General features: G+C 43.1%; 22 protein-coding genes and 1 riboswitch. All 22 genes read left to right on the forward strand.

Annotated elements, in window-relative coordinates; translation table 11 throughout:
* The first annotated feature begins 2 nt into the window (after window positions 1-2).
* The 22 genes from B5D59_RS11320 to B5D59_RS11425 all read left to right on the forward strand — a co-directional run bounded on the left by B5D59_RS11320 (window position 3) and on the right by B5D59_RS11425 (window position 23,365).
* Entirely contained in the window at window positions 3-2,387 is a 2,385-nt protein-coding gene (locus B5D59_RS11320) for a 3-hydroxyacyl-CoA dehydrogenase/enoyl-CoA hydratase family protein (RefSeq protein WP_078818018.1), read from the forward strand.
* Between the two features lie 28 nt (window positions 2,388-2,415).
* A complete protein-coding gene (locus B5D59_RS11325; RefSeq protein ID WP_078818019.1) occupies window positions 2,416-3,591 on the forward strand; it encodes an acetyl-CoA C-acetyltransferase in 1,176 nt (391 codons plus the stop codon).
* Between the two features lie 32 nt (window positions 3,592-3,623).
* Window positions 3,624-5,423 (forward strand): acyl-CoA dehydrogenase family protein, encoded by a 1,800-nt coding sequence (locus B5D59_RS11330; protein ID WP_281250668.1) that lies wholly within the window; start codon window positions 3,624-3,626, stop codon window positions 5,421-5,423.
* Between the two features lie 362 nt (window positions 5,424-5,785).
* On the forward strand, window positions 5,786-6,145 hold the full coding sequence (locus B5D59_RS11335; RefSeq protein WP_040759452.1) for an arsenate reductase family protein: 360 nt from the start codon (window positions 5,786-5,788) through the stop codon (window positions 6,143-6,145).
* A gap of 78 nt (window positions 6,146-6,223) precedes the next feature.
* Window positions 6,224-6,607 carry a glycine cleavage system protein GcvH gene (gene gcvH, locus B5D59_RS11340; RefSeq protein WP_009498148.1) on the forward strand — a complete coding sequence of 128 codons (384 nt, stop codon included), beginning with the start codon at window positions 6,224-6,226 and terminating at the stop codon, window positions 6,605-6,607.
* Between the two features lie 57 nt (window positions 6,608-6,664).
* Window positions 6,665-7,018: a hypothetical protein gene (locus B5D59_RS11345; protein ID WP_009498147.1), complete on the forward strand. Its 354-nt coding sequence runs from the start codon at window positions 6,665-6,667 to the stop codon at window positions 7,016-7,018.
* Window positions 7,011-7,310 carry a thioredoxin family protein gene (locus tag B5D59_RS11350; RefSeq protein WP_078818020.1) on the forward strand — a complete coding sequence of 100 codons (300 nt, stop codon included), beginning with the start codon at window positions 7,011-7,013 and terminating at the stop codon, window positions 7,308-7,310. Before B5D59_RS11345 ends, B5D59_RS11350 begins: the two co-directional genes overlap by 8 nt.
* A gap of 51 nt (window positions 7,311-7,361) precedes the next feature.
* A riboswitch (SAM riboswitch) is annotated at window positions 7,362-7,467 on the forward strand.
* A gap of 278 nt (window positions 7,468-7,745) precedes the next feature.
* Window positions 7,746-8,771: a methionine ABC transporter ATP-binding protein gene (locus tag B5D59_RS11355; protein ID WP_078818021.1), complete on the forward strand. Its 1,026-nt coding sequence runs from the start codon at window positions 7,746-7,748 to the stop codon at window positions 8,769-8,771.
* A complete protein-coding gene (locus tag B5D59_RS11360; RefSeq protein ID WP_078818022.1) occupies window positions 8,764-9,432 on the forward strand; it encodes a methionine ABC transporter permease in 669 nt (222 codons plus the stop codon). Before B5D59_RS11355 ends, B5D59_RS11360 begins: the two co-directional genes overlap by 8 nt.
* A gap of 78 nt (window positions 9,433-9,510) precedes the next feature.
* Entirely contained in the window at window positions 9,511-10,371 is an 861-nt protein-coding gene (locus B5D59_RS11365; RefSeq protein WP_078818023.1) for a MetQ/NlpA family ABC transporter substrate-binding protein, read from the forward strand.
* Between the two features lie 139 nt (window positions 10,372-10,510).
* A complete protein-coding gene (locus tag B5D59_RS11370) occupies window positions 10,511-11,692 on the forward strand; it encodes a dicarboxylate/amino acid:cation symporter (protein WP_078818024.1) in 1,182 nt (393 codons plus the stop codon).
* Between the two features lie 264 nt (window positions 11,693-11,956).
* Entirely contained in the window at window positions 11,957-12,736 is a 780-nt protein-coding gene (gene sufC / locus B5D59_RS11375) for a Fe-S cluster assembly ATPase SufC (protein ID WP_078818025.1), read from the forward strand.
* Between the two features lie 19 nt (window positions 12,737-12,755).
* Window positions 12,756-14,063, forward strand: a complete 1,308-nt coding sequence (gene sufD / locus B5D59_RS11380) for a Fe-S cluster assembly protein SufD (protein ID WP_078818026.1) — start codon at window positions 12,756-12,758, stop codon at window positions 14,061-14,063.
* Window positions 14,063-15,292: a cysteine desulfurase gene (locus tag B5D59_RS11385; protein ID WP_078818027.1), complete on the forward strand. Its 1,230-nt coding sequence runs from the start codon at window positions 14,063-14,065 to the stop codon at window positions 15,290-15,292. Before sufD ends, B5D59_RS11385 begins: the two co-directional genes overlap by 1 nt.
* Window positions 15,282-15,719 (forward strand): Fe-S cluster assembly sulfur transfer protein SufU, encoded by a 438-nt coding sequence (gene sufU, locus B5D59_RS11390; RefSeq protein ID WP_078818028.1) that lies wholly within the window; start codon window positions 15,282-15,284, stop codon window positions 15,717-15,719. Before B5D59_RS11385 ends, sufU begins: the two co-directional genes overlap by 11 nt.
* 43 nt (window positions 15,720-15,762) lie before the next feature.
* On the forward strand, window positions 15,763-17,160 hold the full coding sequence (gene sufB / locus B5D59_RS11395) for a Fe-S cluster assembly protein SufB (protein ID WP_078818029.1): 1,398 nt from the start codon (window positions 15,763-15,765) through the stop codon (window positions 17,158-17,160).
* Window positions 17,161-17,486: 326 nt separating this feature from the next.
* On the forward strand, window positions 17,487-18,779 hold the full coding sequence (locus B5D59_RS11400) for an ABC transporter substrate-binding protein (RefSeq protein ID WP_078818030.1): 1,293 nt from the start codon (window positions 17,487-17,489) through the stop codon (window positions 18,777-18,779).
* 78 nt (window positions 18,780-18,857) lie between these two features.
* Window positions 18,858-19,772 (forward strand): carbohydrate ABC transporter permease, encoded by a 915-nt coding sequence (locus B5D59_RS11405; RefSeq protein ID WP_078818031.1) that lies wholly within the window; start codon window positions 18,858-18,860, stop codon window positions 19,770-19,772.
* Complete coding sequence (locus B5D59_RS11410) at window positions 19,762-20,586, forward strand: carbohydrate ABC transporter permease (RefSeq protein ID WP_078818032.1); 825 nt, start codon at window positions 19,762-19,764, stop codon at window positions 20,584-20,586. The genes B5D59_RS11405 and B5D59_RS11410 overlap by 11 nt, the downstream gene beginning before the upstream one ends.
* Before the next feature lie 13 nt (window positions 20,587-20,599).
* Window positions 20,600-21,736, forward strand: coding sequence for an ABC transporter ATP-binding protein (locus B5D59_RS11415; RefSeq protein ID WP_078818033.1), 1,137 nt, complete (start codon window positions 20,600-20,602; stop codon window positions 21,734-21,736).
* Entirely contained in the window at window positions 21,736-22,536 is an 801-nt protein-coding gene (locus B5D59_RS11420) for a sugar phosphate isomerase/epimerase family protein (protein ID WP_078818034.1), read from the forward strand. Before B5D59_RS11415 ends, B5D59_RS11420 begins: the two co-directional genes overlap by 1 nt.
* Window positions 22,537-22,552: 16 nt before the next feature.
* A complete protein-coding gene (locus tag B5D59_RS11425; protein WP_078818035.1) occupies window positions 22,553-23,365 on the forward strand; it encodes an HAD-IIA family hydrolase in 813 nt (270 codons plus the stop codon).
* Window positions 23,366-23,608 lie beyond the last annotated feature (243 nt).

The raw sequence follows: 23,608 nt of genomic DNA on the forward strand, positions 1-23,608 counted from the left end.
ACGTGACTTATCAAATTAGAAAAGCGGCAGTTTTGGGATCTGGTGTTATGGGTTCTGGTATTGCAGCACATTTAGCCAATATTGGGATTCCTGTTCTTTTGCTGGATATCGTACCACCGAAATTGGGTGCCGATGACGAAGCGAAAGGTTTAACGTACGAAGATCCGAAATTCCGTAATAAGTTTGCAGCTACGGCATTGGACAAATTGTTGAAACAAAAACCAGCTCCTCTGACAACAAAGAGAAATCTATCATTAATTACTCCAGGGAACTTTGAGGACGACTTGGAACGACTGCAAGAAGTAGATTGGGTTATTGAAGTAGTCGTTGAAAACTTGGATATTAAAAAGAGTTTATATGAAAAGATCGAAAAAGTAAGAAAGCCAGGCACGATCATTTCTTCTAATACATCGGGGATTAGCATTGAAGCAATGGCAGAAGGACGTTCGGAAGATTTCCAAAAGCACTTCCTTGGTACACATTTCTTTAATCCACCAAGATACTTAAAATTACTAGAGATTATTCCAACGCAAACTACAGCGCCTGAAGTTGTAGATTTCATGACGACATTCGGTGAAAATCGTCTCGGTAAAGGCGTAGTTATTGCAAAAGACACTCCGAACTTCATTGGGAACCGCATTGGGACCTACGGTTTGCAAGTGACATTGCATGAAATGCTGGAACGCGGTTATTCGATCGGTGAGATTGATTCTGTTACGGGGACATTGATTGGACGCCCGAAATCGGCAACATTCCGTACATTGGACGTAGTTGGACTAGACACATACGCGCATGTTGCGAAAAATGTCTATGATCAAACGACAGGTGAAGAACAACGAATTTTTGAACTGCCCGACGTTGTTACGAAAATGGTCGAAAATGGTTGGATCGGTGCAAAAGCGAAACAAGGTTTCTATGTAAAAGAGGGTCGCGAAATTTTAGAACTGGATCTCAAAACCTTCGAATATGTACCTACGCAGAAAATGAAAGCGTCTTCAATTGAAATGGCGAAACAGCAAAAAGGGCTTGCCAATAAAGTGAAGACATTGATCTACGCAAAAGACCGTGCAGGTGAAATTTTGTGGCACACATTGACACCTGCGATGCTGTATGCCGCTGAACTTCATGGTGAAATCGCAGACGACATTGTAGCGATTGATAATGCGATGAAGTGGGGCTTCGGCTGGTCACAAGGTCCATTTGAAATTTGGGATGCAATCGGTGTCCGTAAATCCGTAGAACTGTTGAAAGAACAGGGGAAAGAGATTCCTACTTTTGTTCAGTCATTACTAGACAAAGGCTATGAAACTTTCTATAAGGAAGAAGACGGAGATCTCTACTATTTCGATGGCGCAGAGTACACACCAGTTCAAATGAATGAAAAGGCGATTGACTTGAAGCGCTATAAAAAGAAACATGGTGTCATCAAGAAGAACTCAGGCGCTAGCTTGATAGACTTGGGGGACGGGGTGGCATTGTTAGAGTTTCACTCCCAATCCAATGCAATCGGACTGGATATCATTCAGATGATCAACTTCGCGGTGGATGAAGTGGAGAAGAGCTACAAGGGACTTGTTATCGGAAATCAGGGGAAAAACTTCTGTGTCGGTGCAAACCTCGGGATGATTTTGATGGAAGCACAAGATGACAATATCTTTGAACTCGATTTCGTTATTCGTTCATTCCAGAACGCAATGATGAAAATTAAATACAGCGGTAAGCCGGTCGTGGCAGCGCCTTTCCAAATGACGCTAGGCGGCGGTGCAGAAGTTTGTTTACCAGCAGCTCATATCCAAGCTTCTATGGAAACATATATGGGGCTTGTGGAAGTCGGAGTCGGTTTGATTCCTGGCGGCGGCGGAAACGTCAACCTATATCAGAAGCATCTGAAAGGGTTGCCGAATGGTGTGCCAATTGATTACCAAAATATTGCCAATAAAGTATTTGAATCCATTGCGATGGCGAAAGTTTCAACGTCTGCTGATGAAGCGCGTGAAAACAACTTCTTGGACTTTGCGGACGGAGTGAGCGTCAATGCGGATCATCAGATTTACGATGCCAAGCAAGCGGCACTTTCATTGTATGAGGCAGGCTATGTGCCACCGAAAAAGACGCAAGTTCCCGTCACGGGCGACTCAGGCTACGCGACATTGCTGTTAGCTGCGGAAGGAATGTATCTATCGGGTTTCATTAGCGACCATGACTTGAAGATTGCCAAGAAGCTGGCATATGTTATTTCGGGCGGCAAGGTTCCATTCGGTACGCGTGTGGATGAGCAGTATTTATTGGATCTCGAGCGCGAAGCATTTTTGAGTTTGGTGGCAGAGCCGAAATCACAGCAGCGTATGCAGCATATGCTTGTGAAGGGCAAACCGTTACGTAACTGATGAGGAAGAGGATAAAGGAGGAAACAGAATGCGCGAAGCAGTAATTGTAGCCGGTGCTCGAACACCGATTGGTAAAGCTGGAAGAGGTTCTTTGGCAACTGTCCGTCCGGATGATCTCGGGGCGTTGACGATAAAGGAAACATTGAAGCGTGCAGGAGGATACGACGGGCCGATTGATGACTTGATCATGGGCTGTGCGATGCCTGAAGCAGAACAAGGAATGAACATAGCGCGTAATATCGGCGCACTTGCAGGGTTGCCAGATACGACACCTGCTGTGACGGTTAACCGTTTCTGTTCATCAGGCCTGCAGTCGATCGCTTATGCAGCGGAACGAATTATGCTTGGTCATTCGGAAGCGATTCTCGCAGGCGGCGTAGAGTCGATGAGTATGGTACCGATGATGGGCAATACGATTCGCCCGAACTTCAAATTAGCAGAAGAAGTGCCGGAGTATTATATGGGAATGGGCCACACAGCGGAACAAGTGGCGCAGAAATACGGTATTTCACGTGAAGATCAAGATGCTTTCGCAGTGGAATCACATAAGCGTGCAGAAGCAGCGATTAAAGAGGGCAAGTTTGTCGATGAAATTGTACCAGTCGAAGTGGTCAAACGTTTTGTTGATGCTGAAGGGAATTATCAGGAAAAGCACGTATTGTTCGAAATGGACGAAGGGGTACGTCCAGGAACGACAACGGAAGTACTAGGCAAGTTGCGTCCAGCATTTAATGCGAAAGGTTCTGTTACAGCGGGGAATGCTTCTCAGACATCTGACGGAGCAGCGACTGTCCTGTTAATGGATTCCGAAGTTGCGGAGCAGCGCGGATTGAAACCGCTAGCAAAATTCCGTTCATTTGCGGTAGGCGGTGTCCCACCTGAAATCATGGGAATCGGGCCGATTGAAGCGGTTCCGAAAGCATTGAAGATTGCGGGTCTGTCTGTTGAAGATATCGATCTTTGGGAATTGAATGAAGCATTCGCATCCCAATCACTCGCGGTCATTCGCCATCTTGGGCTCGATACGAACAAAGTGAATGTCAATGGGGGAGCTATCGCTACGGGTCACCCGCTAGGTGCAACGGGCACGGTGTTGACTTTGAAATTAATCAATGAATTGAAGCGTCAAGGCAAACAGTACGGTGTCGTCACGATGTGTATCGGTGGCGGAATGGGTGCTGCAGGGGTATTTGAAGTTTTATAAACAAAAAAATGGGAGAAACAGGGGGAATATATATGACAAAAGCTATGGAGGGAATTAATATGACAGAATTCGTTAAAGGTGGAGCGTTTTTAACAGAGGACCTGAGTGCAGAACGCGTATTTACACCGGAAGATTTTACAGATGAGCAAAAGATGATTGCAAAGACAACGGAAGAGTACGTTAAAAATGATGTAGCTCCTTTAATTGATAATCTGGAAAATCACGAGTTCGAACATTCTGTGAAACTATTGAAAAAAGCCGGAGACCTTGGACTGCTTGCAGCGGACATCCCAGAAGAGTACGAAGGGTTAGGTTTGGATAAGATTTCATCTGCATTGATCGCTGAAAAAATGTCATTAGCAGGCGGTTTCTCTATCACACACGGCGCTCACGTAGGAATCGGTACATTGCCGATCGTTTTATTCGGTAATGAAGAGCAAAAAAAGAAGTACTTACCAAACTCTGCAACTGGTGCTAAGATTTCCGCATACGCCTTAACAGAGCCAAGCTCAGGATCGGATGCCCTTGGAGCGAAAACAACTGCAAAATTAAACGCAGCGGGTACGCACTACGTCTTAAACGGTGAGAAACAATGGATCACGAACTCTGCATTTGCTGACGTATTCGTTGTATACGCTAAAGTGGATGGCGACAAATTCACAGCATTCATCGTAGAGAAGGAATTCCCAGGCGTTTCAGTAGGTCCGGAAGAGAAAAAAATGGGTATCAAATCATCTTCAACTCGTACGCTAATTTTGGAAGATGCAGAAGTGCCTGTAGAGAACTTGCTGGGTGAAATTGGCAGAGGTCATATTATTGCATTCAACATCTTGAACATTGGTCGTTATAAATTGGGAGTAGGAACAATCGGAGGTTCGAAACGTTCCCTTCAGTTGGCTATTGAGTATGCGAACCAACGTAAACAGTTCAACACACCAATTTCTTCATTTAACTTGACGAAAGAGAAGTTTGGTACGATGGCTTCTATGCTTTATGCAACAGAAAGCTTGATCTACCGTACAGTAGGTTACTTTGAAGAGCGCAATGCTGCAATGAGCCTGGAAGAGCAAAAGGACGGTAAAGCAGTGGCGGCTTCGATTGCAGAGTATGCGATTGAATGTTCCATCAACAAAGTCGTTGGTTCTGAAGTACTTGATTATATCGTGGATGAGGCAGTTCAGCTGCACGGCGGCTACGGCTTCATGCAGGAATATGAAGTAGAACGTATTTACCGCGACTCCCGTATTAACCGTATTTTTGAAGGAACAAATGAAATCAACCGGATGATCGTACCGGGTACGTTCATTAAGAAAGCAATGAAAGGCGAATTGCCATTATTGCAACAAGCACAAGGACTGCAAGAAGAGCTGCTCATGATGATGCCTGAAGAAGTGGGCGACGAAGCGTTGGCTCAAGAGAAAATGCTTGTGAAAAATGCGAAGAAAATCGGTATTTTAGTGGCAGGACTTGCAGCGCAGCGCTTTGGCACAAAGCTTGAGCAAGAGCAGGAAATCCTTGTGAACATCGCGGACATTGCGAATGATCTCTTCGGGATGGAATCTGCCCTGTTACGGACGGAGAAAGCGATTAATAAAAACGGTGAAGAAAAAGAAAACCAAAAATTACTTTACACACAAATCTTCTGTCAGGAAGCGTTCGCACGCATCGAAGCAGCAGCGAAGGAGACACTACTTGCAGCTGTGGAAGGCGACAACCAACGTATGATGCTGTCTGCATTACGTAAGCTGACACGTAATAATCCGTATAACTTGATTGCGAAGAAACGTGAAGCTGCTGAGAGATTAATCGAGGCAGAGAAGTATATCGTTTGATAGTTGAACGATGAAAGAGCCCTGTCCGGAAATGATCTTCCGGGCAGCTTTTTCAATTTATCGCCGAAATAGTTTTCCGACGATCATAAACGAATCGCAGGCGCTCATAAATTCTGGCTGTCTATCATACAAAGTGTTCGGCCGCTCATACACAGCCTTCATGCGCTCATAACATCACTGAACTTGATCATAAAGCTAATCAAAGCGCTCATAGAGTGATTAAATCCAGGGTAGATCAAACTCTGTTCTCTGCTCAACGCCTCCTGTCAGTTCATGATTTATCGGAAAACCTTTTTGCAATGGGCGAGGACCAAGCAATTCAAACATCTTTTTGCTATACTGACCAAAAAGGGGGCACAAAAATGACAGTTACATATTATGGCTATCCGAAATGCGGAACGTGCCGCAAAGCAAAGAAATGGTTGGAGAATGAAGAGATTTCATTTGAAGAAGTAAATATTGCTGAACAACCGCCAAGTGAAGAGGAACTGCGAATGATGATCGCAAACTCCGGATTGGAATTGAAAAAGTTCTTCAATACGAGTGGCATGAAGTACCGAGAGCTTCAATTGAAGGATAAACTGCCTAACATGACAGACGATGAAAAGGTTGTTTTACTCGCTTCAGATGGCATGTTGCTCAAGCGTCCGATTGTTACAGATGGCCAGCGAGTGACGGTAGGTTTTAATGAAGCAATATTCGCAGAAACATGGCAAGGATGAACATAGAATCTTGTCTTTCATACGGATCTATGGCAAACTAAATAGAGATAAACTATTACAAATGTTGGGGGTTAAGACATGAGCACACCAAAAGATTTGCGTTATTCAGAAGAGCACGAATGGGTAAAAGAAGAAGACGGTAAATACCGTATCGGGATCACACATTTCGCACAGTCTGAACTAGGGGATATCGTATTCGTTGAGCTTCCGCAAGTTGGCGATGAAGTGAAATCAGACGAGCCTTTCGGTAGTGTTGAATCAGTGAAAACTGTTTCTGAATTGTATGCTCCATTGACTGGTAAAGTCGTAGCAGTAAACGAAGAGCTGGAAGATAGCCCCGAGCTTGTAAACGAGTCTCCGTATGAAGGCGCTTGGATGATCGTTGTTGAAGTTGCTGACAAAGCTGAGCTTGATGAATTAATGACAGCTGAACAGTATGAAAAAATGACAGCTGGGGAATAAAAAGTAAAAGCGCTGGGAACATTCCAGCGCTTTTTTACACTATGAGGAGGAACGTGGATGAATCCGAAAGTACTTATTGTGGAAGGCAGTACCGACCGCAACCGGCTAAGACCAATGCTTGCGGAGCCGGTAGATATCATTTGTACAAACGGCACGATCAGTTCCTATCATATTGAAGAACTTCTGGCGCCATACGAAGAGCAGGAACTTTTCATCTTTGTGGATGCGGATGTTTCAGGTGATACGATCCGCAAGTTGTTCAAGCAGCTCTATCCAGAAGCAAAACACTTATATACAGATCGACTGTACCGGGAAGTGGCGACAACGCCGATCAAAGTGTTAGCGGGCATTTTAGTCGCAGCTAATTTCAAGATACATTCCAACTATTTGGCAGGTGGGGCATATGGATAATTGGACGATTGAAGATTGGGAACGCGAACAGGCGGCGGAGCAATTGGCCGCTTTTTATTTATTTACTCCGATGTGCGGGACGTGTGCAGTTGCATCTAAAATGCTGACGGTGATTGAAACACTGCGTCCGGAGCTGACAATTGGTAAAGCAGATTTAAACTACGTCGTGCAATTAGCGGAAGACTATAAGATAGAAAGTGTACCTTGCTTGCTTATTCATCGCTCCGGGCAACCGATGGAAAAGATTTATGCATTTCATTCCGTTCCTTATTTACTGGAAAAGCTGAGTTGACAATGGAAACGGAAGTATGGTATAAGTAGTACAATCAATTGAATATCAAGACTCTTATAAAGAGTGGTGGAGGGAAGTGCCCTATGAAGCCCGGCAACCGTCACATATGTGAAATGGTGCCAAGTCACTCAAAGCGAATTGCTTTGACAGATGAGAGAATGGAAACGTACATAACGATTCATACGTTCTGCCTTTCTGCTTATCTGCAGAAGGGTTTTTTTATGATCAAAAGCGGAAAGCGCCGTTAAGCCTCGACAGGCACTGGAGGGCTTTACGACAAGGTGAGTTCTTTGCACCTTTTCGTAAAGACTGAAGTGACCCGAGAGGCTGGCGATTGCAGCTGGATGTGATCAAAAGCGGAAAGCGCCGTTAAGCCTCGGCAGGCGTTGACGGACGGAAACGAGTATAATGGATTTATTGAAGGTGGTGCAGGAAATGATTCAACTAACAAACGTTCAAAAGACATTCCAATTGAGCGGTTCAGAAATTGTAGCAGTGGATGATGTAACATTCACGATTAAAGAAGGAGAAATTTTCGGCATCATTGGTTATAGTGGTGCCGGGAAAAGTACATTGATCCGGTTGTTGAATGGTTTGGAACAACCTACTTCAGGAAGCATTGTGATCAATGGGCAAGAAATGACGACGCTGAAGGGCGCGAAAATGCGAAATGCGCGTCAGAAGATCAGTATGATATTCCAGCATTTCAACTTGCTGTGGTCAAGAACTGTTGAAGAAAATATTGCGTTCCCTTTGGAAATTGCAGGCGTGAAGAAACCAGAACGTCAGCGCAAAGTGAAGGAACTGATTGATCTGGTCGGTTTGACAGGACGGGAGAAGGCGTATCCCGCGCAATTATCCGGTGGACAGAAGCAGCGTGTCGGTATTGCACGAGCGCTTGCTAATGACCCTGAAGTGTTGCTTTGTGACGAAGCGACTTCTGCACTGGATCCTGAAACGACCAACGCGATTTTGGATCTGTTGACGAATATCAATGAACGTCTCGGTTTGACGATCGTCTTGATTACACATGAAATGCACGTTATTCGTAAGATTTGCCATCGTGTAGCGGTCATGGAAGCAGGGAAAGTCGTAGAAATCGGCAGTGTCCTGGATGTCTTCCAATCCCCGCAAGCGGATATTACGAAGCGTTTTATATCTCAGGTGACGGATACAGGAGACACGGACGCAGCGGTGGCACATCTTCAACAAGAGACACCTCTTGGAAAACTCGTGAAATTGGCGTTTATCGGGGAACGTACGGAACAGCCGGTGCTTGCAGAGTTGATTCGAAAGTTTCCGGTCGATGTCAATATTGTTCAAGGAAATATCTCGACAACGCGTGACGGCGCATACGGTACACTCGTCTTGCAGCTTGTAGGTGACGTGGCGGTCATTGATGAAGCCATCGCCTACTTACATGCCAATGAAGTAAAGACGGAGGTGCTGGCAAATGATTGAACAGTGGTTTCCAAATGTTAATTGGGAGAAAATGTGGACGGCTACTGGAGAAACGCTGTACATGTCAGCGTACTCTACCTTATTTACATTTGTGCTCGGCATCGGTCTTGGTCTGCTGTTGTTCCTGACAAGTCCGGGACAGTTGTGGGCGAATAAAATTACGAATGTCATCACAGGTGCTTTCGTTAATATCTTCCGTTCCGTGCCATTTATCATTTTAATTATTCTATTGCTTCCATTAACCAATTTATTGATCGGAACGATGCGCGGTCCTGATGCTGCGCTGCCGGCTTTGATTATTGGAGCTGCACCGTTTTACGGACGGATGGTACTTATCGCGTTACAGGAAATCGATAAGGGAGTCATTGAAGCCGCACGTTCGATGGGTGCGCGTACTTCTACGATCATCTTCAAAGTTCTGTTGCCTGAATCGATGCCCGCGCTCGTGTCAGGAATTACGGTTACTTCCATTGCACTTGTTGGCTATACTGCGATGGCAGGAGTAATCGGTGCGGGTGGACTCGGGACACTTGCCTATTTGGAAGGTTTCCAGCGTAACCGAGGAGACGTGACGTTGATGGCAACAATCTTAGTGCTCGTCATAGTATTTGTCATCCAATTTATCGGTGACTTCATCGTGAATCGTTTGGACAAGAGGTAAAGGGATTGCCGGAGGCTTCCTTTTTGGGAGCCCCTGTTAACCATATAAAATTTATAATGGAAAGGGAGAAATGTGAATATGAAGAAGTTTTTATTCGGTCTATTCGCGGCAGCTTTAGTTTTAGCACTTGCAGCATGCGGAACAAAAGACGATAACAAGACAGGCGGCAATGCAGCAGATGGGGATGCTGATAAAGAAAAAGAAGAGAAAACGACGTTAGTAGTCGGTGCATCCAATACGCCACATGCTGTTATTCTGGAAAAAGCACAGCCTCTATTAGAAGAAAAAGGCTATGAGTTAAAGATTGAAAGTTATACAGATTATGTACTTCCGAATAAAGATTTGGAGGAAGAAGTACTGGATGCAAACTACTTCCAGCACATTCCTTACTTAGAGGGCCAAATTGCTGATTTTAATTATGATTTCGTCAATGCAGGTGCAATTCATATTGAGCCGATTGGAGTCTACTCTAAAAAGTACAAGACTCTGGAAGAACTTCCTGACGGTGCAACCATTCTGATCAGTAACTCTGTAGCGGATCATGGTCGTGTACTTGCAATGCTTGAAGAAAAAGGTTTGATCAAGCTGGCTGAAGACGTAGAAAAAGTTAAGGCTGAAGTGGAAGATATCGTTGAAAATCCTAAAAATCTAAACTTCGATGCAAACTATGAAGCAGCTTTAATGCCTCAGCTTTATAATAATGATGAAGGCGATGCTTTGTTGATCAACTCAAACTTTGCGATCGACGCTGGCTTGAATCCTTTAGAAGATGCGATTGCTTTGGAAGATAAAGAATCTCCATACGTCAATATTGTTGCAACGAGAAATGGCGATGAAAACAGCGATGCGATTAAAGCGCTGATCGAAGTACTGACATCCCAAGAAATTCAAGACTTTATTTTGGAAGAATGGAAAGGCTCAGTTGTTCCTGTGAAGTAAGGTTGTGAAAGCCGATAGCGAGTGTAGCTATCGGCTTTTTTTGTACAAAAAAAACAAACAAACTCTTCTTTATTGATTCGAATTGTGGTAAAGTTATTTTGTTTCAGTAATACAGATGTGTATTTGAGGAGGACGTATTGTGAAGTTTAAATTAGGGCTCATATGGCGAATTTTGATTGCCATAGTGCTGGCGATCGGGCTCGGCTTGTTGCTGCCTGCGATTCATGAAGGGTTTGCGCATTGGTTCGTTCGTCTGGCGGCCACGTTTAATATGTTATTTGGTGGGTTTTTGAACTTTATCGTACCATTAATTATTATTGCGTTCATTGCACCAAGTATCGCGAAGCTCGGGAAAGGTTCTGGGAAATTATTGGGCTTATCCGCAGCGTTTGCATATGGATCTACGATTATCGCAGGTCTGCTAGCTTATTTTACAGCTACGGCACTCTTGCCGAATTTCATTCATCAGTCTACAGATACGTCCGTTGCAGAAGGCGCACGAGCTGCAGGAGTAGCTTTTTTTGAAATGGAAATGGACCCGATTATGGGAGTCATGTCTGCTCTTCTCATCGCGTTCGTATTGGGGATTGGTATGGCGTCCATCAATGGGAAGACGATGCTGTCTTTCTTCGATGAATTAAATCTCATTGTCGAAAAAGTCATTTCAGTCATTATCATTCCATTATTGCCGTTTCATATTTTCGGAATCTTTCTCAATATGACATATACCGGAGAAGTCGCCAATGTTTTGTCTGTGTTTGTCTTGGTCTTCGTGATGATTATTTTGCTTCACTTGGTCATGTTGACATTACAGTATACGACTGCCGGTACATTAACTGGGCGTAATCCGTTCGTCTTGATGAAAACGATGGCACCCGCTTATATGACAGCGATCGGCACACAGTCTTCTGCAGCAACCATTCCGGTTACACTGCGGCAGTCAAAAGAAACAGGTACATCTGAACGTGTGGCGAACTTCACTGTTCCGTTATTTGCGACAATCCATTTATCCGGCAGTACGATCACAATTGTTTCTTGCTCGATCGGCGTTATGCTGATGAACGGAATGGATATCAGTTTCGGTAGTTATTTACAATTCATTTTCATGTTAGGTGTTACGATGATCGCGGCTCCGGGTGTTCCAGGAGGCGCAGTAGTGGCGGCAACTGGACTGCTCAGTACGATGCTCGGTTTTTCCGATGCGATGGTGGCACTCATGATTGCTTTGTATATGGCGCAGGACAGTTTCGGAACGGCTACCAACGTAACAGGCGATGGTGCACTGGCTATGATTGTTGACCGTTTTACGAAAAAAGTATAAAAAACAAGAAAAGTCGGCGATATTTGCTGACTTTTTTCTGTCTAATTCTTAGAGACTATTCTCTCGTTGATTCTCATTCAATACTAGTCAATTGAAAAATAGGTGAATTCCAAATAGTCTTCATCCGCATTAAACCGCTGAATTGCTCTTTAAATTATAATGATTCTTAATGATTTGCAACCCACCCGAATATGGGGTAAGATTAGAATGATACTAAATAGAGAATGGCTAACCATTCAACGCGATCATACTGGAGGTATTGGAATGGCAACTTTGGAAATTAAAGATCTTCATGTCGAAATTGATGGCAAGGAAATCTTAAAAGGTGTTACCTTAACAATTAATACAAATGAGATCCATGCAATAATGGGACCGAATGGTACAGGGAAATCTACACTTGCTTCTGCGATCATGGGTCACCCAAAATATGAAGTTACATCAGGAAGCGTCACAATTGACGGTGAAGACGTTCTTGAAATGGAAGTGGACGAGCGTGCAAAAGCTGGTCTATTCCTAGCAATGCAATACCCAAGTGAAATCACAGGCGTAACAAATGCAGATTTCCTTCGTTCAGGAATCAACGCTCGCCGTGAAGAAGGCGATGAAATCTCCCTGATGAAATTCATCCGTGAACTTGACAGTAAAATGGAGTTCCTAGAAATGGATGAAGATATGGCAACTCGTTATTTGAACGAGGGCTTCTCAGGCGGAGAGAAAAAGCGTAATGAAATTCTTCAACTGATGATGTTAAAACCAAAATTCGCAATTCTTGATGAGATTGACTCTGGCCTGGATATCGACGCATTGAAAGTTGTTTCAAATGGAATCAACGAAATGCGCGGTGAAGGCTTCGGCTGCTTGATCATCACACACTACCAGCGTCTACTGAATTACATCGAGCCGGATCATGTACACGTCATGATGCAAGGTAAGGTTGTAAAATCGGGTGGTCCTGAATTGGCAGCTAAACTTGAAAGCCAAGGATATGACTGGATCAAAGAAGAACTAGGTATTGATGACGAGACGGTTGGACAAGAAGCATAAGAAAGGGGACGACTTTAAAATGACGGTTGAAACAACTTTGGCATTGACCGAACAGGACGTCCGCTCTTATTCCGCAAACGTGGAGGAAGCTGCTTGGATGGCAGATTTTCGTGCGAACGCTCTAGCGAAAGCGGAAGTGCTCGCAATGCCGAAACCAGATAAAACTAAAATCACTAATTGGAATTTCACACAATTCCCTTCACATACAGTTGAAAGCTCGATCTTTGCAACATTGGAAGAATTGCCTTCTGAAGCGAAAGCATTGATCGATGGAGAGCAGCAACAAAATATTTACGTGCAACACAATAACACTCCGGCATTCACTTCATTGTCAGAAGATCTGAAGTCACAAGGCGTGATCTTGACAGATATCTTCACAGCTACTCGCGAACACAGTGATTTGATGCAAAAGTATTTAATGACGGATGGTGTCAAAGTAGATGAGCACAAGCTTACAGCTCTTCACGCGGCACTGATCAACGGCGGCGCATTTGTCTATGTACCGAAAAACGTTGTCATCGAAGATCCGCTTCAAGTACTCTTCATTCATGACAATGAAAAGGCATCTTTGTTCAACCACGTATTGGTTGTGGCGGAAGCGAATAGTTCGGTCACATATGTGGAAAACTACCTCTCTACTATGGAGCATGCAGAAGGACAGGCAAACATCGTTTCTGAAGTATTTGCGATGGATAATGCCAAAGTCGTCTATGGTGCAGTAGATGTATTAGCGGAAGGATTGACGACGTATGTCAATCGCCGTGGAATTACAGGTCGGGATGCAAGAATTGAATGGGCACTTGGCTTAATGAACGACAGCAATACAATTTCCGAAAACATTACGCACCTAGTCGGAAACGGCTCATCAAGTGATATGAAATCCGTTGTCGTTGGACGCGGTAGCCAGAAGCAGAACTTCACTTCTGAAATTGTTCACTGGGGACTTGATACGGATGCTTTCATCTTGAAACACGGTGTCATGAAAGAATCCTCTACTGCGATTTTCAATGGAATCGGTCGGATCGCAAAAGGCGCAACACGTGCGAACGCTGTCCAAGAGTCACGTATGCTAATGTTGAGCGAAAGAGGGCGCGGTGACGCGAACCCAATTTTGCTGATCGATGAAGACGATGTAACAGCAGGCCACGCAGCTTCTGTAGGACGTGTAGATCCATTGCAAATGTTCTACTTAATGAGTCGTGGTATTTCTAAGGAAGAAGCAGAACGCCTCATCATTCATGGATTTTTAGCTCCAGTGGTCAGCAAATTGCCGATCGAAGGAGTTAGAAAGCAATTGACGGAGGTTATTGAAAGGAAAGTGCGCTAATGCTCAATAAAGAGATCCGCAATCATTTCCCTATATTAAATCAAGAAATCAACGGACATCCGCTCGTTTATTTGGACAGTGCTGCGACATCGCAAAAGCCTGTCCAAGTCATCGAAGCGCTGGAACACTATTACCGCTTTGACAATGCCAATGTTCACCGCGGAGTGCATACACTTGGTAATCGTGCAACAGATGGTTATGAAGGTGCGCGTGAGAAGGTCCGTAAGTTCATCAATGCAAAATCCACGGAAGAAATCATTTTCATGCGTGGTACTACGACTGCCTTAAATACAGTCGCTCAAAGCTACGGCCGTGCAAATGTCTCGGAAGGTGATGAAATTATCATCACGCATATGGAGCACCACTCCAATATCATTCCATGGCAGCAATTGGCTAAAGAAAAAGGCGCTGTATTGAAATATATTGATCTGGAAGAAGACGGCACGTTATCAATAGATAAAGTACGCGAAACTATAACAGATCGTACGAAAATTGTGTCGATCATGTATGTTTCCAACGTCCTCGGAACGATGAATCCTATAGAAGAAATTACGAAAATCGCCCACCAACATGGCGCGGTCATGTGTGTAGATGCTGCGCAGGCAGCTCCGCACTTGAAAATTGATATACAGAAACTAGATTGTGATTTCCTTGCATTTTCCGGACATAAAATGTGCGGACCTACTGGAATCGGAGTCCTCTACGGTAAGAAAGATCTGCTTAATGCTATGGAGCCTGTAGAATTCGGCGGCGAGATGATTGATTTTGTCGGCCTGTATGAATCTACTTGGAAAGAGCTGCCTTGGAAGTTTGAAGGCGGTACTCCGATTATCGCAGGTGCAATAGGGCTGGGAGCAGCTATCGATTTTCTTGAGGAAATCGGAATGGATGCAATTGAACAGCATGAGCATGAATTAGCTGGCTATGCGATGGAGAAGATGTCCGAGGTTGACGGATTGGCTATTTATGGGCCAACTGATCCTGGAAAGCGTGCAGGTTTGGTGACATTTAATTTGAATGATGTTCATCCACACGATCTTGCGACGGTGCTCGACATGAATGGAATTGCTGTCCGTGCAGGTCATCACTGTGCACAGCCTTTAATGAAATGGCTTGAATGCTCAGCGACCGCGCGTGCTAGTTTTTATTTATACAACACGACGGAAGATGTAGACCGCCTCGTGGAAGGACTTCGCACAGCAAAGGAGTATTTTACTGATGTCTACTAATAAACTTGATCAGCTTTACCGATCTGTCATCATGGATCATTATAAAAATCCTAAGAATAAAGGCGTTTTGGAAGATGGGAATGTCACGATTGACATGAACAATCCAACATGCGGCGATGTAATTCATTTAACGATGAATGTTGAAGGTGATGTCGTCAAAGACGTAAAATTCGAAGGAGAAGGCTGCTCTATCTCGATGGCGTCAGCCTCCATGATGACCCAGTTGATTAAAGGGAAATCTACAGAAGATGCAACGAAGTTGGCGCATACCTTTTCTGATATGATGTTAGGCAAAGATTTGGACGATTCCATTGAACTCGATGATTTAGAAGCACTGTCGGGTGTCGCACAATTCCCTGCCCGCATTAAATGTGCAACATTGAGCTGGAAAGCGATGGAAAAGGGAGTCTCCGGTGAGTCGCAGTGACCTTGGCCAAAGTACGAGCAATTATGGAACGGAGGAATAAATAATGGCGAAACAAATGCCAGAAATCGGCGATTATAAATATGGTTTCCATGACAAAGACGTTTCTGTATTCCGTTCAGAACGTGGATTGACACGTGAAATAGTGGAAGAGATCTCCAACATGAAGGAAGAACCTCAGTGGATGCTGGATTACCGCCTGAAGTCTTTGGAGATTTTCTACAGCAAACCGATGCCACAATGGGGCGGAGACTTGAATTCATTGAACTTTGATGAGATCACGTACTACGTTAAACCATCTGAAGCAACGGAACGTTCGTGGGATGAAGTACCTGAAGAAATCAAGCGTACGTTTGATAAATTAGGTATTCCTGAAGCGGAGCAAAAATACTTGGCAGGTGTATCTGCACAGTATGAATCCGAAGTGGTCTACCACAATATGAAAGAAGATCTTGAAGATCTGGGAATCGTCTTTAAAGACACAGATTCCGCACTTCGTGAAAACGAAGAACTATTTAAGCAGTATTGGGGAACAATCATTCCGAACACGGATAATAAATTCTCAGCGTTGAACTCTGCGGTATGGTCTGGTGGTTCGTTCATCTATGTACCACCTGGCGTAAAAGTGGATACACCGCTGCAAGCCTATTTCCGAATCAACTCGGAAAACATGGGACAGTTCGAGCGTACATTGATCATCGTAGATGAAGGCGCAAGCGTTCACTACGTAGAAGGTTGTACAGCACCTGTCTACACAACAAACTCACTTCACAGTGCAGTTGTTGAGATCATCATCAAAAAAGATGCGTATTGCCGTTATACGACAATCCAAAACTGGGCGAACAACGTCTACAACTTGGTAACGAAGCGTGCAGTATGTGAAGAAAATGCAACAATGGAATGGATTGATGGCAACATCGGCTCTAAATTGACGATGAAGTATCCAGCAGTCATCCTAAAAGGCGAAGGCGCACGCGGTATGACATTATCGATTGCACTTGCCGGTAAAGGACAGCACCAAGATGCAGGCGCAAAAATGATGCACTTGGCTCCAAACACATCGTCTACCATCGTATCCAAGTCAATTTCTCAACACGGCGGAAAAGTAACGTATCGCGGAATTGTCCACTTCGGACGCAAAGCGGACGGCGCTCGCGCGAACATTGAGTGTGATACATTGATCATGGATAAGAAATCCACTTCCGATACGATTCCATACAATGAAATCTTGAATGACAATATTTCATTGGAACACGAAGCAAAAGTATCGAAAGTATCTGAAGAGCAGCTCTTCTACTTGATGAGCCGCGGTATTCCTGAATTGGAAGCAACGGAAATGATCGTTATGGGCTTCATCGAGCCATTCACGAAAGAACTGCCGATGGAATATGCGGTAGAGATGAATCGCTTGATCAAATTCGAGATGGAAGGTTCTATCGGTTAATACATTTTAACCCCTATCACAACTAGGTTGTGATAGGGGTTTTTTCGTACGTTCAAACACATTCAGATAGATACGTTCTTTCACGACATTAATAATTCTTTACATGCCCTTTAAACGCCATTAACAATCAAGAGTTATACTCATAAGTGAATAGGAAATAAACAATCGTCGAAACTACTACTAGTTTGTGAGGTGAGTAGAAAAGTATATAAGATAGTTCTGTGATGATGAAAGTTCCGAATTTTAAGATCAGCTATGGATGTACATACGGTGAATAACCTTCCAAGATGAAACACACAAACTGTGAACAGTAAAGGAGAACAATCATGAAACGATGGTTACTAGCGGCATTATGTATCGGATTTACAATATTTCTTGCAGCATGTAATAACGAAGCTTCGAGTGAGAGTAGCGGAAATGATGGAAAGACAGTCATCGAGTACTGGCATGTGAATGCAGAAACTCAAGGGGGACAAACGGTTACTCAATTGGTAGACGATTTTAATAAACAAAGTGATACCGTTGAAGTGGTAGCCAAATACAATCCCGATATGTACAAAGGGCTGATGCAGAATATGCAAGCCGAGGCTGCGGCTGGTAATTCACCTGCAGTAGTTCAGATCGGTTGGGCATTTTTAAACTACTTTTCCGAGAACTTTGAGTACGTGTCACCACAAACGGTAATTGATAAACATTTCCCTGAAGATAAGACATTTCTTAAAGATCATTTTCTACCCAATGTAATGGATTTGGCAAAGAACGCGAAAGGCGATCAGGTGGGTATTCCGTATTCTTTAAGTTCGCCAGTTTTGTATATTAACAGAGACATGTTAAAAGAAGCGGGTCTTGATGAAAATGGACCGCAGACATGGGAAGACGTAAAAAGCTTTTCGAAAGAGATTAAAGAGCGTACAGGGAAATATGGGTTCTATTTCCAAGAGCCTGCAGATAACTGGGCTACGCAAGCTTTGCTTGAAAGTAATGGCGCATCGTTCCTGACGGATGGCAAAGCAACATTTGCATCGGATGAAGGAATTGAAGCCTATCAATTATTGACGGATATGATCGTACAAGATAAAACGGCATTGCATATAGGTTGGGATCAGGGCGTGCAAAGTTTTATTGATGGAAGTGTAGCGATGGCTTATACGACGATTGCACAGCGCTCCAATATTCAAGACAACGCGCAATTTGATGTAGCAGCGGTGAAGTCACCTGTATGGGAAGGGAAAGATGCGAAACTTCCGGCAGGGGGAGCAATGCTTGCAATCACCGCACAAGAGGAAGAAGAACAGAAGGCTGCATGGGAATTTATGAGCTATTTGTATAGCGTGGAAGCGTTGGCGGAATGGACAAAGGGGACGGGCTATGTACCGCCGCGTCATGATGTTGCAGATGCGGAAAATGGCTTGAAAGAGTATTTGAAGGAAAATGAGATGATGACGGCTGCAATTGAGCAGATGGATGGAGTTGTTCCATGGGCTTCTTTCCCAGGAGATGCAGGATTGCAGGCTGAACAGTTGTTACTTGATCTTCGTGATCAGCTGCTGAAGGGAAGTGTTTCTCCGAAAGAGGGTCTGAAAGCTACAGAAGAAGAGGTGAATGAGTTACTGCAATAAAGAGTCGCAAAATCTGTTCGGGAGGCCGTTCCGCCTCCCGTCCATCTTGAAAAATGAACTAAGTGGAGGTATCGAGACATGAGTTCGTTAACAGCCGCAAGAAGAAAATTGCATATTAACAAAGAGAATGCGATTGGTTATGCTTTGCTCATCCCTTCGATCATCATTTTTGCGGTATTTACGTTTTGGCCCATTCTCTATACAGTGTATTTAAGCTTTTTTGACTGGAATATGATCAGCCCGACAAAAGAGTTTGTTGGTTTGAACAATTACATAGAAGTACTTTCTGATCCGAAAACCTATAGAATACTCGGCAATACGTTTCTTTATATCGCGTTATTACTAGTTATTAATTGTGCAATCCCATATATTTTTGCTTTTGTTATTGATATTGTGTTAAAAAAGTACAAAAACTTTTATAAAAGTGCCCTGTTTTTACCAGCATTTATTTCTCTGGTTGTCGGTTCGATCTTATTTACTTGGATGTTAAATCCGGTTTCGGGTCCTTTGGCTATTGTGTTTGGATGGATAGGGTTGGAGATACCCAATTGGTCAAAAGCAGAAGGATGGATTATCGTCGTGTTAAGTTTGATTACATCCTGGAAGATTTTTGGCTATAATTTCATTCTTCTTTATGCTTCGATTAACGGAATCTCTAGGGAAATCATTGAAGCGGCGAAGTTAGACAATATTCCACTTTGGCGTATTTTCTTCCAAATCATTTTGCCGATGAGTAGTGCAACGGGGATTTATGTATTTATCATCACAATTGTTCAGAGTTTACAATATGTATTTACACCCGTAAAAGTAGTTTCGCAAGGCGGACCCGATTATGCCAGTTCCAATCTGATTTATCATGCGTATCATGAAGCATTTGTTGTATACCGTACAGGACACTCAGCAACCTTATCGATTATCACGATGGCGTTGTTTTTATTGCTGCTATTTCTTGAATTCAAGTTTGTAGAGCGTGGGGTTTATTATGAGAATTAGTAGACATGCGGAGACGATCTGGCATTTTATTTTCATGGTTACTGTCCTAGTCATGGTATTTCCCATTATCTATGCTTTCGGAATGTCTTTTAAGCCATTAGAGGATGCATATAATAATGTACTGAACATCCTTCCGATTAACGCTAGTTTGGAAAATTATCGAACATTATTTGCTTCATTGCCTGTTTTGAAAATTACTATGAACACATTTGTTGTAGCTTCTGTTGCCACAGTATTTAAGTTGGTGACCTCCTTTTTAGCGGCCTATGCGTTTGTCTATTTTAAATTTAAAGGGAAAGAAGTAATCTATTTTCTTTTAATCGGTACAATTTTCATTCCTTTTACCGTCACGATGATCCCCAACTATCTGATTATCTCGGAAATTGGAATGCTTGATAGTGTGTGGGGAGTGATTCTGCCGCAATTGGCGGACGCTGTAGGTATATTCCTGATTCATCAGGCAATGAAAAACATTCCGGGCTCTTTGATTGAAGTAGCTCGTTTGGATAATATGGGGCATGGCCGAATCATGAAGGATATTGTGCTTCCGCTTGTACGACCCGCGGTAACTTCTGTAGGAATATGGTTTTTTATTGGTACTTGGAATGAGTTTGTATGGCCGGTGCTTGTGTTGAAAACAACTGAAAATTATACATTGCCCTTGGCGCTTCAGATGTATATCAGCTCGGAAGGCGGCACGAATTTTACTGTTGCGATGGCTGTATCGGTCATTACGATGATCATCCCACTCATTTTATACCTATCATTCCAAAAGTATATTATAGGGACATTCACTTCATCAGGTATTAAATAATGGAGGGTGCATAATGAAAGAAATCAAATTTGAGCATGTCAAGAAATCTTATGGCGACACTGAAGTTGTAAAGGACCTTAACTTTACGATAAAAGAAGGAGAACGTTTGATATTGCTAGGTCCGTCCGGATGTGGTAAGTCGACGATCTTGCGGATGATTGCCGGGCTTGAAGATATTACGGCAGGAAACTTATTCATGAATGGTCAAAAGGTGAATGATATTCCGAGTGGAAAACGGAATGTTTCGATGGTTTTCCAAAATTATGCGTTATACCCGCATATGACAGTGAAACAAAATATCATATACGGTTTGAAGGTTAAAAAGGTAGACAAAGAAGAAATTGAAAAGCGGCTTGAGTTTGTTTTGGAGATGCTGCAGTTAAAAGGATACGAGGATCGTCTTCCAAAACAGCTATCTGGTGGGCAACGTCAGCGCGTGGCACTGGCTCGGGCAACGGTCAAACGAAGTGACTTCTTTCTGCTAGATGAACCTTTATCCAATCTGGATGCCCAGCTGCGGGTTTCTGCCCGAAAGGAATTGAAGAAAATTCACGAAATGTTAGGTCAGACGATCGTCTATGTAACCCATGATCAAATTGAAGCGATGACGTTTGCCGATCGAATTGTCTTGATGTATAACGGAGAGTTACAAATGATTGATACACCGGAGAATGTGTATCATCGACCTGCAAATGTATTTACGGCAAAGTTTATCGGTTCTCCTCCGACAAATATATTGGAGATGGAGTTGGGTGACGGCTCAGTGAAAATAGGGAAACAGAGCTTTTTATTGAATGATCTATGGAAACAGCAGATTTCACAGATAGGAGCGGAAGAGCTATTGTTCGGTATCCGACCGGAACATACAGAGTTGTCTGCCATTCCTTTGCCAAATGGATTACGTGGTCAAGTAAAATATGTTGAAAATCAAGGGGATAATTATGGAGTCTATTTAGACGTGGATGGACAAGAGCTGATTGCAATGAGTGAAAATGGAAACTGGCACGATGGGCAGGATGCTTATGTTCGACCATTCATGGAGAAATTTCATTTTTTCTTTAAAAATACAGAAAAGAATATAGGCTATCCACAACAGATGAAAGTGGTAGAAGAGCTGCATTATCTTGAAGAAGGAAAGGTGACTGTATAATGAATAAATCAGTAACTTATTCGGATTTGCTACTATTGAACAATGATGTCCTTACAAATATTCATCAGCTAATAGAGTACGGAGCGGATAAAATTGAAATTATGATGGATGGCGGACCATGGAATGAGATGGAGGAGTTGTTTGAGACACTCTCCATTGAGCTGAAGAAATTTCCAGTTTCTTTTAGTATTCATCCTCCCGCATGGGATATAAATTTGACAAGCGAAAATAAAGCAATTCGTGAAGTTTCATTTACTGAATACAAAAAAGCGATTGAATTTGCAGGGATGATTCATGCCGACCATGTGGTGATTCATCCAGGGTTCTGCTTTTCTCCAAGTTTTAATAAAAAGCAAGCACAACTTCGAGCCGCTGAATATATTAAGCGATTATGTGAAGTTGCGCGACCTTTAGGGGTCCGGCTCGCTATTGAAAATGTTGGATACAAGGGGAATGCTCTTTTTAATGAAAGAGAATTTGCAAGTTTTTTAGACGAGATCGATGAGACAGCCGGTTATTTACTTGATGTTGGACATGCCCAGCTGGATGGTTGGGACATACCTGAAGTAATACGAATGGTGAAAGACAGGTTAATCGCGCTTCATATCCATGATAATTTAGGAGAAGCGGATGAACATCTACCAATTGGAACAGGAAAAATGGATTGGAGTAAAATTATCAATACGCTAAATGAAAATGGGATTGATTGTGAATTGATTCTAGAATATGCGCCTGGTACTTCTTTGGATGAGCTGCGTATAGGAAAAGAATTTTTAAATCAAAGAGTCTTTGTGTGCTAGTTTGAGGGGGAGCAGAGTGATCTTACCTAATGATTTTGATGCGTATTGTTTCGATTTGGATGGCACGATTTATCTAGGTGATAAATTGCTTCCTGGAGTTAAGGAAACGATACATATCATTCGCAAGACAGGGAAAAAAGTGCTCTTTATTACAAACTCTCCTACATTAACACGTGAGGAAGGGAAAATCCGGCTAGAGAAAATGGGCATTGCTACGGAACTAGAAGAAATTCTTACTGCCCCGTATCTGGCAGGATCTTATTTTTCCATGTTTGAGCCTGATGCAACTGTTTTTATTATTGGAGAAGAGGCAATCAGAACGGAACTTAGAAACTTTTCCATTCAAACAACAGAGGACCCGATGAAAGCAACCCATGTCCTTACGGGGATGGACAGATCATTTACTTATGATGATTTACAGTTTGCGATGGACGCGGTCAGAAACTGCAGAAACTTCATTATCACCAATCCGGATCCCTCTTGTCCAGTACCGAGCGGTTTCATCCCAGATACGTTATCCCTTGCGAAAGCGATAGAGGTGGCTTCGGGACAGAAAATTAATAAAGTGCTTGGTAAACCTGATAAGTTTTATAGTGATCAGATGGTTGAGCTGCTAGGTGTTGAGCGACAAAAAATATTGGTGATTGGTGACCGTTTAGATACGGACATTCAGTTGGGAATAGCACAGGGATTTGCTACATGCTTAGTCCTGACAGGGATTTCAAGGGAGGCAGATATGGAAAACACCGGGATACGACCTGATTATGTAATAGAAAATATGAAACATCTTTTTCGGGGCATAGATGAAGAGGCTATGGTTAAAGTATAAGATGGCGGTTTGATTGAATATTTGATTACGACGGCTAGACCTTCTAGATGAAGCGTTACTAGGTTTGTATGAAAATAGATATGAAAGAAATTCGTTTGGTGTACCTCCTAGTAGGCATTTACAAGCTGCATAGAAACTAGAAAAAACTGAGTGTGCCGGTTTTGTGTCAACTCAGTTTTTTTATTTGAAAGTGAACTATCGACTCAATACTTCGGGTGATAGTGTATAACATCAACTCCTATC

The organism is Sporosarcina newyorkensis (genome assembly GCF_900167515.1).
Classification (GTDB): Bacteria; Bacillota; Bacilli; order Bacillales_A; family Planococcaceae; genus Sporosarcina; species Sporosarcina newyorkensis.